14 protein-coding genes are annotated in these 14,218 nt (G+C 49.7%); 3 read left to right on the top strand and 11 right to left on the bottom strand.

Features of this window, described 5'->3' with window-relative positions; all coding sequences use genetic code 11:
• Positions 1 to 489: 489 nt before the first annotated feature.
• On the bottom strand, positions 490 to 1,407 hold the full coding sequence (locus tag AN963_RS11435) for a hypothetical protein (RefSeq protein WP_055744731.1): 918 nt from the start codon (positions 1,405 to 1,407) through the stop codon (positions 490 to 492).
• A gap of 183 nt (positions 1,408 to 1,590) precedes the next feature.
• Between AN963_RS11435 and AN963_RS11440 the strand changes: the two genes are divergently transcribed.
• Positions 1,591 to 1,851 carry a DUF2573 family protein gene (locus AN963_RS11440; RefSeq protein ID WP_055744732.1) on the top strand — a complete coding sequence of 87 codons (261 nt, stop codon included), beginning with the start codon at positions 1,591 to 1,593 and terminating at the stop codon, positions 1,849 to 1,851.
• A 540-nt stretch (positions 1,852 to 2,391) separates the two neighbouring features.
• Here the strand turns inward: AN963_RS11440 and AN963_RS11445 are convergent.
• From AN963_RS11445 to AN963_RS11485, 9 genes are all read right to left on the bottom strand, one after another.
• Entirely contained in the window at positions 2,392 to 2,721 is a 330-nt protein-coding gene (locus tag AN963_RS11445; RefSeq protein ID WP_055744733.1) for a hypothetical protein, read from the bottom strand.
• Positions 2,722 to 2,734: 13 nt separating this feature from the next.
• Positions 2,735 to 3,433, bottom strand: a complete 699-nt coding sequence (locus AN963_RS11450; RefSeq protein WP_055744734.1) for a pirin family protein — start codon at positions 3,431 to 3,433, stop codon at positions 2,735 to 2,737.
• A gap of 95 nt (positions 3,434 to 3,528) precedes the next feature.
• The gene (locus tag AN963_RS11455) at positions 3,529 to 4,317 is read right to left on the bottom strand and encodes a LytR/AlgR family response regulator transcription factor (RefSeq protein ID WP_236707952.1); all 789 of its coding nucleotides are present in this window, start codon (positions 4,315 to 4,317) and stop codon (positions 3,529 to 3,531) included.
• Positions 4,286 to 6,013, bottom strand: a complete 1,728-nt coding sequence (locus tag AN963_RS11460; protein WP_055744736.1) for a sensor histidine kinase — start codon at positions 6,011 to 6,013, stop codon at positions 4,286 to 4,288. The genes AN963_RS11455 and AN963_RS11460 overlap by 32 nt, the downstream gene beginning before the upstream one ends.
• 682 nt (positions 6,014 to 6,695) lie before the next feature.
• Positions 6,696 to 7,436, bottom strand: coding sequence for an amino acid ABC transporter ATP-binding protein (locus tag AN963_RS11465; protein ID WP_055744737.1), 741 nt, complete (start codon positions 7,434 to 7,436; stop codon positions 6,696 to 6,698).
• 14 nt (positions 7,437 to 7,450) lie between these two features.
• Positions 7,451 to 8,113 (bottom strand): amino acid ABC transporter permease, encoded by a 663-nt coding sequence (locus AN963_RS11470; protein ID WP_055744738.1) that lies wholly within the window; start codon positions 8,111 to 8,113, stop codon positions 7,451 to 7,453.
• Between the two features lie 78 nt (positions 8,114 to 8,191).
• Positions 8,192 to 8,995 carry a transporter substrate-binding domain-containing protein gene (locus AN963_RS11475; RefSeq protein WP_055744739.1) on the bottom strand — a complete coding sequence of 268 codons (804 nt, stop codon included), beginning with the start codon at positions 8,993 to 8,995 and terminating at the stop codon, positions 8,192 to 8,194.
• Between the two features lie 74 nt (positions 8,996 to 9,069).
• Positions 9,070 to 9,732, bottom strand: coding sequence for a 3-oxoacid CoA-transferase subunit B (locus AN963_RS11480; protein WP_055744740.1), 663 nt, complete (start codon positions 9,730 to 9,732; stop codon positions 9,070 to 9,072).
• Positions 9,732 to 10,397, bottom strand: a complete 666-nt coding sequence (locus tag AN963_RS11485; protein ID WP_055744741.1) for a CoA transferase subunit A — start codon at positions 10,395 to 10,397, stop codon at positions 9,732 to 9,734. The genes AN963_RS11480 and AN963_RS11485 overlap by 1 nt, the downstream gene beginning before the upstream one ends.
• 277 nt (positions 10,398 to 10,674) lie before the next feature.
• On the opposite strand from AN963_RS11485, the gene AN963_RS11490 reads away from it, so the two are divergent.
• Positions 10,675 to 12,102: a sigma-54 interaction domain-containing protein gene (locus AN963_RS11490; RefSeq protein ID WP_055744742.1), complete on the top strand. Its 1,428-nt coding sequence runs from the start codon at positions 10,675 to 10,677 to the stop codon at positions 12,100 to 12,102.
• Positions 12,103 to 12,201: 99 nt separating this feature from the next.
• Here AN963_RS11490 and hppD read toward each other — a convergent pair whose 3' ends face one another.
• Positions 12,202 to 13,293 (bottom strand): 4-hydroxyphenylpyruvate dioxygenase, encoded by a 1,092-nt coding sequence (gene hppD, locus AN963_RS11495; RefSeq protein WP_055744743.1) that lies wholly within the window; start codon positions 13,291 to 13,293, stop codon positions 12,202 to 12,204.
• A gap of 222 nt (positions 13,294 to 13,515) precedes the next feature.
• On the opposite strand from hppD, the gene AN963_RS11500 reads away from it, so the two are divergent.
• Entirely contained in the window at positions 13,516 to 14,205 is a 690-nt protein-coding gene (locus AN963_RS11500; protein ID WP_055744744.1) for a class I SAM-dependent methyltransferase, read from the top strand.
• Positions 14,206 to 14,218 lie beyond the last annotated feature (13 nt).

A 14,218-nucleotide genomic window follows, 5' to 3' on the forward strand; every position in this document is an offset into this window, starting at 1 on the left:
ACCCGGCTATTGCCGAGCTGGTAGCGGAAAAGACAAGGGACATTAAATGGGGATGAATCGTACAAAGAAAGTGAAACTCCCATATTTGTTTATTCCAGTTGAAGGAGTGACATCGAAGCAATGGCCTCTACAACCTCAGAGATGGAGTAGTCATCCGTATCCAAGTGATGGGCAAAAACTTCATGGGACAAGCCAGCGGTACAGCGCTCCATTTGCCGAGCTGCCCATGAGGTTTCCCCTTCTCCTCTGCTTCTCAATCGTTCGAGCAATCGTTCATGCGATGCACATAACGCGTAGTGGTGGACGGTAATTCCGTCATCACGCAGCTTCCCGAAAATTTCAGAAAAAATAGTGGGGATTGACCAACGTCATAGGGACAATGATGATCCCACCATACTCGCTATCGATGCAATTCATGAGCAGCCTCGGTTTTGCCTGCTCCAAATGCCCCATTGATCCAAATGATCACCCTAGTTACTCTCCTTCCCACTACTCCAATATCACCGCATGCCCTGCTTCTGTCAGCCGATATTGTCCACGACCAACTGGATTCTTTTCAACCCATCCTTTTTTAATCAATGCCTTTAGCGGTTGATTCACGAACAGTGAGTCAAATCGACGGGCTTTTTCCGGATTCACTCCTGACAATTTTCCTGCGATCACGGTGGGAGTCCGCCACTCGTCTCTCGCTAACGCCAGCAGCACATTCCACTGCTTTTCTGGCAATCGATATGCCACTTTCTTTTTGCCTCGTTCTCCGGAATCCTTGGTACGAACTCGAAAGTAAAGCTTTCCGCCCTCTTTCTTTCTCTCACACCAGCCAGCTTCAAATTGCCAAAGCGCTTTCGCCAGTGATGCGCGCGGACTAACGTAGTGGGTCTCACAATGGTCGAGAATCTCCTTGATCGTCCTCCAGTCGCCCTCTTGATTCAAGTAACGCCTGATCTGGTTCATCGTAATACGATAGGGCGTGATATAACCGCCACCGCTTTGTCCGCCTTTTACTTCTGAAGTCTGGTGATGCTCCGTGAGCGCTTCCTTGAGGTAGGGCAGCGTACGGCGAGCGAATGTCGCTGTTTTATCCGGCCATACACTACCAAACTTGCTGATCGTCAATACTCCGATCCCGTAATCTCGCAAAACCATGGTCACGAACTTCTTATAGGATTTGGGCTGATACGGAATGGCGATCCAGATGTAATGGGCATACCCACGCCATCTCAGTGCCTGCTCGATCAAGTCTAGACTGAGGGACTGCTTCATCTCCACGACGCCGACCAACTGGCCATTCGTAACGACAATATCAGCACGTCCTCCTCGATGCCGACATTCTACCTCTGGGTAAACAGTGAAACCACGCTCTTCCATCCAGCTCTTGATTGGGTCGTACATATCCTCTTCTTTCATACGATCTCCTTCTGTTGCTCCGTTCTTTTTCCTTCCTCTCACTTTATCACGAGCAGTGCGGACATACTATCATGACGCACTCATTGCCAACTCATTTCCAACTACGTCTTTCCCTGCGTGGTCGTTTTGCGTAAAATAAACAAAGTGAATAAAATTGACGTTCCTGAAAGGGAGGTAACTAGCATGGAAGAAAAAAAGGAAACACTTGTCCCGGAACTCGAGGAACTACTGTATAAATTTACGGAACTGCTGACAGGCGAAGCGACACCTGAACGTGTAGAAATGGTGAAAGTATGGTGCCTCTACACCCATATGAGCAAAGCGATGCCGCCACTCATCCAGCACTGGGCGAGCGAGCCGGATCACGCCGAGGCACGCGATCAGATCAGAGAGATCATCGAGCAAATCAAGCAGTGGAATCAGACGAAAAATCAGAAGCATTAATCGGCGACTGATAGGCTATGGTGGTGGGGCGGAAACCGGAGAAAAAAGCTGCGGTTCAAAGGGACACTTGTGCAGGAGTCATTCCTGCACGGTTCTTTTTTTTCACTCCGCCTCGGCTGTGCCCCTGTCATCTCCATTTCTCCGTTTTCCTAGTCAGCTGTACGTTTCAGTCCAACCTGTGCAAAATTGCCACAAGCTTAATAAAGCAAAGGGGCTGCCTCTACTGGCAGCCCCAGATTGTTGAGAAACTCCATACCTCTATGGAGTTTCATTTTTCTTGTGCTTTTTGGCATAAAGATCGTTATGCTCAAATCAGTTCGCAAGAGAAGACTGTTTCCAGGCGGAGCGACTCGTGAAGTCCCTCTCAGCGGAGCCATGAATCCCGAGGCAACAGAATCGCTATCTATGAATCACCTTCGGAGCTGCGCGCCGTTTTGCGATTCCCTCGGGATCATGGTGCAGCGGACAGTCTGCGCTTCTCGTAGGACGTAACCCGGAGCGGAGAATGGAAACAGGCTTCTCTTTTACAACAGATACTTTCTAGCTAGCACGAAAACGTTCAGGCACATACTCGATATGCGCTTCTGCTACGATCGTCAGGCAATGGTTCTCATGGTCGTACTTCACCGGATTATCCTTGACGTAAAACCACGTTTTCTTTGTCGGTTCTCCCTCTGATTCATGAAACAGAAAGACATTCAGCTCGTCCTTCCAGTTAAGGATATCTTCCACGACGGCATCAAAAGGAACGTTCAGACTAAACATCCAGCCCGCTTCTACCTTTTCCACGTGATAAACCACGTCCTGCTTGCTAGAATCGATGAACGTCCTGCCCCCTACTGCGTGCTTTACCAAAAAGGTTTCTTTCAACCTCATCCCCTCCTCACGGTAAATCAATTAGCATAAAAAATGCTTCTTCCTGGGCAGCGATTGCCAGGCTCGATACGGATTCCATTCGCGCCGTATCCCTTGTCCCTAGTTCGTGTCCATTCACCACTAGCTTCCCTTCGATCACGAACAAAAACACGCGTCGTCCCTCTGGTTGTACAAAAGACAGCTCCTTCCCTTGCTCCAGACGACTCAAGTAGATGGTCATGTCCTGATGAATGGACGCGACACAATCGGTCCCTTTTTTGGAAACGACCGGCAACAAAGCGTTCGCCAACTGCTCTCGGTCGTACCCCTTCGTTTCAAAAGACGGTGTAAGCCCTCTCTCCTCGGGCATGAACCACAGCTGGAGAAAATTTACGCCTTCCGTCTCTGACGCATTGTACTCCGCGTGGACGATACCCGTTCCTGCTGACATCCGTTGAACTTCCCCCGCAGAGACGACCTCGACATTCCCCAGGTTATCCTCATGCTTGACTTGTCCTTTGAGAACGATCGTGACGACTTCCATGTCACTGTGTGGATGGGGACCAAAGCCCTTTCCACCTGCTACCTCATCGTCGTTGCATACCCGCATGACTCCAAAGCTCGTATTATTCGGGTCAAAATATTCTCCAAAAGAAAAGCTGAGGTGACTGCGCAGCCAGCCCACATCTACCGAATATCTCGAATTTGAAGGAAATACTTGAATCATCTCTAACGACCTCCTTGATCCCTTTACCTACCCACATTGTACGGGGTTTTCCCCTTTTCTACAAACAAGGACCCTGGGCAAAGTGCACCTGGTCCTTAGAAGCCGAGCCGTTTTTTCAATTCCTTTACCACGTTACGACTCACGGGAATTTCTGTTCTCCGACAGTCCTGCATGACTAAATGAATCGATCCTTTGAACCACGGTACGAGCTCCGCTGTTTTGGATAGATTGGCGATAAAAGCCCGATGCGTGCGAAAAAATTGCTTGGGAGAAAGTCGGCTTTCCAGTTCCTGCAGTGTAAAAGAAGTGGAAAACTGTTCATTTCCGGTGTAAATACTGGCATAACGGCCTTCCAGTGTGGCATACACGATTTCATTGGGGTCGATCAGCATAATCTTTCCATTCTTCTCAACGGGTACTCGGCGAGGCTGTTGATCAGCAAGGACATTCTGCAGGAGTGTTTGCAGCTGTTCTTCCAGATACGGTGCACTCATCACTTGCGAGTCCGTGCTGCGAAGCAACTTTCTCACGCGATTCATCGTTTTTTCTAGTCGCGTTTCACTGAACGGTTTGACGATATAATCGATCGCATCCGTCTCAAACGCACGGACGGCGTGAATCTCATAGGCACTCGCAAAAATGATGACGGGTGGATTCACCATCGACTCCAGCAGTTCCTGACCGACATCCACGCCATCTCTGTCCTGAAGATGGATGTCCAAAAAAACGGCATCCGGCTCCACCTGCAAGACGGAGTCGATCGCTTCCTCCCCGCTGCTCGCCTCTCCAATAACAGACACTTCCGGAAACTGCTCCAGCAAGTACCGAAGCTCCGAGCGAGCAGGCGCCTCATCATCCACGATGAATACTTTTAGCACTGGCATTCACTCCTACTGGCAAAGTAATGACACAAGTCGTGCCTTCGTCAACCACACTCTCGATGGTGATCCCATACGGCAGTCCATATACGGATTGGAGCCTGTTTTTTACGTTAGACAGACCAATTCCAGATAACCGCCTTTTGCCTGCTTTCTGGTTCAGCGGCGCAGCAAAGGGATCCGTCGCCATGCCCACACCGTTATCCGCGACCGTCAGCTCCAGTGTCTTATAGTCCAATCGCTTGGCCTTGATCAGGACAGTTCCCCCTTCACGCTTTGGCAAAAGGCCATGCTTGACCGCATTCTCCACCAATGGCTGTAAAATCAGTCCAGGGACGATCACGCTTTCCATATCCCTCTCGATGTCGTACTTGACATGCAGCTTTTCCCCGAAGCGTGCGCGCTCGATCGCCAGATACGCCTCGATATGCTCGAGCTCCTCTGCCAGGCTGACGTACCCCCCGGAATCATGCAGGTTGCGGCGGAAATACTCTCCCAAGTGAATCAACAGCTCCCGCGCCTGCTCTGGACGGAAGCGAATGAACGAAACAATCGTATTGAGAGCGTTGAACAAAAAGTGCGGATTGATCTGGGCATGCAAGGCCTTGATCTCCGCATCAGCCAGCAGTCGTGACTGCTTCTCCAACTCGGCCAGCTCCAGCTGCGTCGAAATCAGGTTGCCCAAGCCACGAACGAGCTCCAGGTCGACAGCAGACAGCTTGCGCGAACGATCCTGGTACAGCTTCAATACGCCGGCTACCTCACGTCTGCGCATCAACGGGACGAGAATGGCATAGCGCAGCGGACAATTTGACTCCTTGCAACCGATTTCCTCCCGATTGCGAGCAATCATCACTTCTCTGGTGTCCAGTACGGCCTGTGTTGCTTTGGTCGTGATCCCTTCGCCCACGACGTGATGGGACGAACCTGCTCCCACATGGGCCAGCACTGTCTCTTTATCCGTGATGGCTACCGCCGCTACGCGAGTCGTGCGCAAAATTTCTTCGGCTACCTTTCTCGCCGAAGTATAGGTCAGTCCTTCCCGCAAATAAGACAGGGTCTTGTCTGCTACTTGCATCGTTCGTTGGGCCTGCAGCGCCCCGATGCGGTCTTCTTCTTTTTTAACGAGGTCAATAATGATGACGAGAATGGCAATCCCGAGAGAATTGACGACGGACATCGGGATACTGATAAACTGGACGAGCGCCAGCGCATCAGCATACGGACGTGCGACCAGCAAGATGATCCCCATCTGCATCCATTCCGCGATAAAGCCGACGATCAAGGCGGTTGTCCATCCGATTTCTTGTTGACGGTTGCGGCGGAACTGGTAGATCAAGCCCGCAATCAACCCTTCGCTAATCGTGGATATGGCACACGCCAAATCAGTAAAACCACCGAGAGAGTAGCGGTGTATCCCGGCGATCAATCCAGTCATCAGACCCACCCAGGGACCTGCCAAAAGCCCCGCTACCACCGTACCGATCACGCGGGAGTTGGCTATCGCATCCTGATACCAGATGCCGTTGTACGTTCCCAAAATGGAAATCGCGGAGAAAATGAGCACCATAACTGCTTTTTCCTTCCACGTAGCCTGTTGATTCAAAATACTGCGAAATGCGCGAACGCGAGTAAACAGCAGTGCCGCAACGATCAGAACAGCTGTCCGCTCAGCCAATGGCATCATTAGAGCGAGATTCACGGGTATTCCCCCTACCAGAAAACGATATCCTTTCCTTATTATGGTCAGCAGCTGAATCATCGGTCAAGACTTGACAGAAAATTAGAAAACCGAGCAAATAACAAGAAAAACGCGGGAATTTGAATTGCGCCCGCCTCCTTTTTTCCACTTGATCAGACTGTAGTGGAGGAGAGGAAAAAACGAAACCGCGTCCAAAGCAGCCGTCTCAGGAAGCTTCTCAGAGGTGGACGCTTACAAGCGTGTTTCGTTTTTTCCATTGCGCCTCGGTTGGTGTTCCAAAGATCATCCGCTTATTTCCCCTTATTCCTCAGCCAGCCTTGACTCACCCACTTGCCTTATTTTGTGGGCTCCCTTGACACGCCGAACAGACATATTTGCCGACTTCATTTTTCTCTTGTTTCACGAACGCCCTTCGAAGCTCAAGCGATAGACAGAATAAGCTTTTGATCCCTTGAACCACGTAATACCAGGTAGCTAGAAACCACAGCACATAAAAGATTGTTTAAAAAACTTGGCTTTGCCAAGCCTTCGCGCTGGCGGAGCCTTAGTACCCAAAGGGCACAAGTCTCGCTTTCTCACTTTCGTTCGAAGTCTCGCTATGTTGCGCTTATACTATCAACCTTAAAATTTTTATACTCCGATAGTACAAAAAAAGCGAAGGTCTTCACCGTCGCTTTTTGCTCTACAACACTCGATTCAAAAACTCGCGTGTACGCTCTTCCTTCGGGTTGTTGAATATTTCATGGGGTGGTGCCAATTCAATAATTCTCCCCTGATTCATGAAGGCGACATAATCGGCCACATCTTTGGCAAAGCCCATCTCATGCGTCACGATGATCATCGTCATTCCTTCCTTTGCAAGCTGCTTCATCGTCTCCAGCACCTCGCCGACGAGCTCCGGATCGAGGGCAGAGGTCGGCTCGTCAAACAGCATGATTTCCGGTTTCATCGCCAGAGACCGAGCAATCGCCACACGCTGCTTTTGACCACCTGAGAGACTGGCAGGATAGACATCCGCCTTTTCTTCCAAGCCGACTTTTTTCAAAAGCTCGATGGCCTCTCGCTTTAGCTCCTCTTTATTCGGCTTTCGGACGACCAGTGGCGCCTCCATGATGTTCTCTAATACGGTCTTATGGGGAAACAGATTGAAGTGCTGAAACACCATGCCTACCTTTTGCCGCACCTGGGTCAAGTCATCCTTTTTAGGGTCAATGCTCTTCCCTTCGATGAAGACTTCTCCCCCGTCCTTGATCTCCAAAAAGTTGATGCAGCGGATGAGCGTGCTTTTTCCTGATCCACTGGCGCCAATCAGGACGGCTACTTCGCCTTTTTTCACCGTCAGATTCACGTCCTTTAATACCTCTTGGGACCCAAAGCTTTTCTTGAGATTTTGTACACGAATCATTTCCTGTTCGATCCTCATCGCTTATCCTCCTACTAGTCCCCTTTAGCCAAACGCTGCTCCATTTTGTTGACAAAATACGTGAAGACCATGACGATCACCAAATAGTAAAGCGCCACGATCAGGAAAAACGTCATCTCATCAAACGTCTCCGCAGACAAGCGACGCGCCATGGAGAACAGCTCATCCATCGCGATGAAAGCCGCCAGTGACGATTCTTTCAACGACAGTATGAACTGGTTGCCAAGTGGTGGTATGGAACGTTTCAACGCTTGGGGTAGAATGATACGCCGCATGGTCTGCCTAGTGGACATCCCCAGAGAAAGGCCCGCTTCCATTTGCCCTCTGTCAATGGATTGAATCGCACCACGGAAGATTTCTGCGATATAGGCACCACTGTGGACGGCAAGAGCGAGTGCCGCTGACCAAAATTGGCCCAGATCGACTACCTTGTAAAAACCGAAATAGAGGACAAAGATTTGTACGATCAAAGGTGTACCACGAATCACCGTGATGTACAGATTGGCAAGAAATGGACCTGCCGGGAACTTGGAGACCTTTAACAGCGCAACGAGCAGTCCGATCACCGTTCCTACGACGACGGATGCGAAGGTCAGCTCAAAGGTCAATAACAACGGCTTCATAAACAACGGTAGCGTACGGAAAAACTCTTCTATCAAATGGGCAATACTGGGCACTCTATGCCACCCCCGCTTGTCATGGAATGAACCTACCAAACCGGTCGATCGGCTTGGTAGGCAGTATGGATTGTGGCACTAGTCCTTTTTGCTAATATCGCGACCGAAGTATTTTTCGCTGAGCTTCAGATATGTCCCGTCTTCATGAATCTGTTTCAGAGCCTCATTGATTTTGGTTAGTAGCTCCGTGTTACCTTTACGCACCGCGATGCCATGCTGTACTTCCGTTAGAGCTGCACCACTTTTCTGAATCTTCAAGCCTTGCTGAATCGCAATCTCTCCCACGACGCTGTCCGTAATCACGACATCATGCTTTCCTTGCTCCAGTGCACGTAGCGCAGTAACGTCACTGTCATACGTCTTGATGTTGTCCGTATATTCACGAGCCATTTTTTCATGGGTCGTTCCCAGAGCTACGGCTACTTCCTTTCCTTTCAATCCTTCCAAGGTAGAGATATTGCCATCTGGACGCGTAAAGAGTTGTCCACCGGATAAATAGTAAGGATCAGCGAAATCTACCTGTTGCTTACGCTCGTCGGTAATCGCATGGCTGGCGATAGCAGCGTCATAGCGACCTTCTTTTACCCCAGCGATAATGCCGGAAAAGGGAGACGTCACCGGTTTCGCTTGAAGATTCAGACGTTTTGCAATCTCATTTCCGATCTCGATATCGAAGCCCGTCAATTGCCCATCTTTAAAATAGCTGAACGGTTGATATTCACCGGATGCTGCAAAAGTGAACACGCCCGCATCTTTGGTCATCGCAGAAGCTTCACCAGCCGGAGCAGTAGCCCCTCCAGAAGTGGTTGTTTGACCACACCCTACCACGAATAACGACATCGACAACAATAGAACAGCAATAGAACCGATTGTTTTTTTCATCTCGTATCCCCCCTGAATTCCCTTATTGGTCAAGCATGCTCTTGGTTCCCTTTCCACCTCCTCTCGCGAATGGGCTAGTCCGGCAGCTGAAGATTCTCAGAAATTAGCAGAGTTGCCCCGGTCTTGGCGACGACTTCCTCCAGCGAAAATGGGTACATGACCTCCGTCAACACGAGTCCCCCTGGCGTGACCTCAATAACCGCCCTTTCGGTGATAATGAGATCGGCACATCTCCTGGCTGTCAGTGGCAGCGTGCATTCCCCGACAATTTTTGGCTCGCCTTCCGCATTTACATGGCTCATCATGACGATCACCTTCTTGGCGTTTCGCACTAGCTCCGTTCCGCCTCCGATGCCGTAGACTCGCTTCCCTGGAACCACCCAATTGGCAAGATCCCCTTTGCGATTCACCTGCAAGCCACCTAGAAAGGCGACATCCAGCTTGCCTCTGCGAATGATGCCATACGCTACGGTCGTGTCGAAAAATGAAGCTCCTGGAACGATCGAGACAGGTGCCCCCCCAGCATTCGTCACATGTGCGTCCTCTTCTCCTGTCACAGGGGTAGGACCAAGGCCCAGTATGCCATTGACCGAATGAAACATGACATTCCACTCATGCGGAATAAAGTCGGCGACTAGCTCAGGGATACCGATGCCCAGGTTCACCGTCATGCCTGGCTCGATTTCTTTGGCTGCCCGGCGTGCGATCATATAACGCTGATCCATTTCCAATCGCATTACCCGCTCCCTCCACCGCTTTTGACGATATAATCCACAAAAATACCCGGCGTCATGATCTGCTCTGGGTCCATTTCCCCGACTGGAATGATCTCGTCCACTTCCACGATAGTGATGTCCGCAGCCATAGCCATCAAAGGATTTAGATTTCTCGCAGCCTTGTCATAAATCAGGTTGCCATAGGAGTCTGCCCACTTGGCATAGATCAAGCCCACCTGTGCGTTGATCGCAGTCTCTAGGCGATAGCGATTGTCTTTTACTTGAATAACGGGACTCTGTGACCCTGATTCCCATCCCTGATTTGCATCCACGAAAATACCAGCCAACCCCACGCCACCCGAACGAATCTTTTCAGCGAGAATGCCTTGTGGGTAGAACGTCACGTCAAGCGCCCCATCCATCATCTGCCGACCTGCCTCGGGATTCGAACCAATATGGGTGGTAACCAGTTTCTTCACCCTTTTCTTGGTAATGAGTCGTCCAATCCCCCACTCCGGAAATCCAGCATCATTTCCGATCAGCGTCAAATCTTGGACTCCTTTTTGCAATAGATAGTCGATGAGGAACAGGGGTGATCCTACTCCTCCGAAGCCGCCGTACAGGATTTCGGCGCCATCTCTGACGTGTTCCATCGCTGTTTCTACTGTGACCCATTTTGATAGCATGGCAAGCAAATCCTTATCTCTCACATAGTTTGGGTACCGCCTCGTGACCATAACGAAGCAACATCTGTGCCAAGCTGTGAGAACAAAGCATGTCCATGACTTATACCGCTAATCGGGATAGAGAAGCGAATCGATTCCGAATCAGAAAACCAGGGATCCTTCTGAAAATACAATCTTTTCAAACGATTCGTTCTCGATTCACTTGTTGACAATATCGATTCACATTACAATAAGAGGAATTTATAACAGTCAAAGAAAAAGAATGGGAGAATGAAAAATGGAAAAGGATGCACAGATCATTGCCTTCTTTAAGACAAGCCAGTTGATTGACATCTTCAATACGTTAGCCGATGGCATTTATATCTCGGATGCGCAAGGAACGACCCTCTGGCTCAATCAAGCAAGCGAAAATCTGTGTGGATTACCTAAATCGGAGCTCATCGGGCGCAACGTGATTGATTTGGAGGCAATGGGTATTTACAAACCATCCGTAACCCGCCTCGTCATCGAAACAGGAAAACCGACCACTACCATTCAACTCGTGAACAACAAGGGGAAATTTCTCGTAACAGGCCACATCATCCCCGATGAAAAAGGGAATCCGGAGCTGATTGTCGCGCATTCTCGTGACATTACGGAGGCTGCTCGGGCCAGTTCGCAGCTGGAGGAGACCGTTTCCCTGCTCAAACGGTATAGCGAAGAAATCCAGCTCATGAAGCGAGAGGCCCATCAGAACATGTCCCAAGCATTGATTGGGAGTAGCCGTTCCTACCTCGCCCTCCTCGAACTGGTGAAAAAAGTAGCTGTTGTCGATACGACGGTGTTGATAACAGGAGAAACCGGGGTCGGGAAAAGCTTTCTGGCCGAGCATATCCATCAGCTGAGCGACCGCTGCGGTTCTCCTTTTGTCCATGTGAACTGTAGTGCCATACCAGAGACGCTCATCGAATCGGAGCTGTTTGGCTATCAAAAAGGGGCATTTACGGGTGCCAACCAATCCGGGAAGATCGGTCTAGTCAAAATGGCGGACAAAGGGACGCTTTTTCTTGATGAAATCAGTGAGCTTCCTTACCATTTGCAATCCAAACTACTCTTACTGCTGCAAAATAAAACGTTCATGCCGATCGGAGGAACCAAGACCTATACCGCCGATATCCGCATCATCGCTGCTACAAACGCCAACCTTCTCGACCTCGTCAGAATGGGAAAATTCAGGCACGATCTATACTATCGTCTCAACATACTCCCGATCAATGTTCCGCCCATGAGAGAACGCAAAGAAGACATCTTTCCTTTGCTGCATCACAATTTAAAAAAATTCAATACGAAGCATCATCAAAAGCGCCGCTTCTCCATAGAGGCCCTCGATATTTTGCATCATTATGAATGGCCAGGAAATGTTCGCGAGCTGGAGAATCTCGTGGAACGCATCGTCATCACGGCCAAAGAAGATGAGATTCAAGTAACGGATCTGCCGGAGGAATTACGGAGTATTCGAGATTTCGAGGAGAATATCTGGTCACTCGGAGGAAAGTTCTCGCTACTAGAACGGCTGGACAAGATAGAGGTCGAAATCATTTCACAGGCACTTCGGTCGCACAAGAGCACACGTAAAACGGCGACCGCTCTCGGCATCACACAATCACTTCTGATGCGGCGGATCAAGAAATACGGGATTCTCGTAGATTCTGACGACGCTCATTAATCCTCTCTGACACTCCCCCTCTCCTCTCACCAAGTCAATGCCAAACAAACCCATCAACTGCAATTGCAGCAGATGGGTTTGCCCTTCATTTATCTTCTTTTACAAATTACCACGACGTCCTTGCTCCCGTTCCAGTGCCTCGAATAGTGCCTTGAAGTTGCCATTCCCAAAACCACGCGCCCCTTTGCGCTGAATGATCTCTACAAACAGCGTCGGACGGTCCACGATCGGCTTGCTGAACAGCTGCAAGAGGTACCCCTCGTCATCACGATCCACTAGGACACCTAGCTTTCTCAGTGCCTCGATATCTTCATCGATCTCCCCAATACGCTCCATCAGGTCCTCGTAATACGTATCTGGTACGGAGAGGAAATCTACTCCATTAGCCTGTAGCTTGCTGACCGTGCTGATAATGTCGTTGGTCAGGATCGCAATGTGCTGAACGCCCGGCCCCTGATAAAACTCCAGAAACTCCTGAATCTGCGATTTGCGTCGTCCCTCAGCAGGTTCGTTGATCGGGAACTTGATACGACCCGTCCCGCTCTGCATGACCTTGGACATCAACGCGGAATACTCGGTGGAAATATCGTCTTCGCTAAAATTTTGGACAGCGGTGAAGCCCATGACCTTCTCGTAATAGGACACCCACTCATCCATGACTTCTACGTTTCCAACGATGTGGTCAATACCGATAATTCCTGTACCTTCGCTCTTTACGGGAGATTCGTAAGCAATGAAGCCCGGAAGGAATGGACCCTTATAGCTTTTTCGCTCAATAAAGGAGTGAATGTTTTCCCCATACGTTCCGATGATTGCCTTCTTGATCGTTCCGTGCTCATCGGTATACTCTGTCGGTTCCATGATCGGGATCGCACCGCGAGATACTGCCTCACGGTAAGCCTGCTCACAATCTTCTACGCGCAGCGCCACGTCCTTTACACCATCACCATGCTTTTTCACGAACTCGGCGATTGGGCTATCTGGCGAGAGTGCCCCACTAATTACGAACGTCATGTGATTTTGCTTGAGTACATAAGATACTTTCTCGCGGGAACCAGTCTCCAGTCCGGAGTACGCGACCGCTTCAAAGCCAAACGCTTTGGTGAAATAGTGCATCGTTTGCTTGGCATTCCCTGTGTAAAACTCTAGATAGTCCCAGTCCTGAATCGGAAAAAAATCGGTGTTGCTCATAGCTACCCCTCCGCTTTCCTAATTATTGAATTGTTTCGTTTTTTTGGTTAATTGGGATTATTTTGTCGTTATTTTGAGAGTACATTGGAAACGCTTACTCGTGCAAGAACGCGGAATAACGCGAAAACGCTCAAACGCTTTCATTGATTAAAGTACGCAATTGAGCGTTTGCTTGGTACAATATGGGCATATATAAGGAATGTGAAAGGGGTAGTGGGAACGATGAATCAATGGCATACCAAATCGGTCACTCATTGGGATCAATTTGCCGCTGACTGGCATTCGAATAGTGATAACATGTGGGAAAAGGGTAGCCGCCGTACCATCCTGCCTTTTTTACAACGTCAGGTTTCTGCAACGGATGGCCCGATTCTCGATGCAGGCTGCGGGGACGGCTTCGCAAGCTGCAAATTGGCCGCCTCCGGTTATATGGTGGAAGGGATCGACATTGCCGGGGAAATGATTCGTCTAGCGAATGACCGGGCAAAAAAAGACGGATTATCCATCCCTTTTCAAACCGGAGATATTAGCCAACTGCCCTTTGCTGACGATGCGTTCGCAGGGATTCTCTCTATAAACGTCGTGGAATTCACCCCCTCTCCGTTAAAAGCCTTACAAGAGCTTCGTCGCGTCCTCAAGCCAGGTGGCACCCTCGTGCTGGGCATTTTGGGACCGACTGCTGGGCCACGCGCTCATAGCTATCGCCGACTGTATGAGGAAGACATCATTCAAAATACGATGATGCCTTGGGAAGCAAAAAAACTTGCCACGGAAAACGGCTTTTTCTTGCAGGAGGAAGAGCCCGTCTACAAAGAAGGAATCACTCCCGACATTGCGGGCAGACTGAGCGTGGAATTGCGCGAGGCTGTCAGTTTCTTGACCCTATTTGCATTGAAAAAGAGAGAGTTGTAAAGCAAACCACCCA

Origin of the sequence: Brevibacillus choshinensis, from assembly GCF_001420695.1 — a bacterium.
Taxonomy (GTDB): domain Bacteria; phylum Bacillota; class Bacilli; order Brevibacillales; family Brevibacillaceae; genus Brevibacillus; species Brevibacillus choshinensis.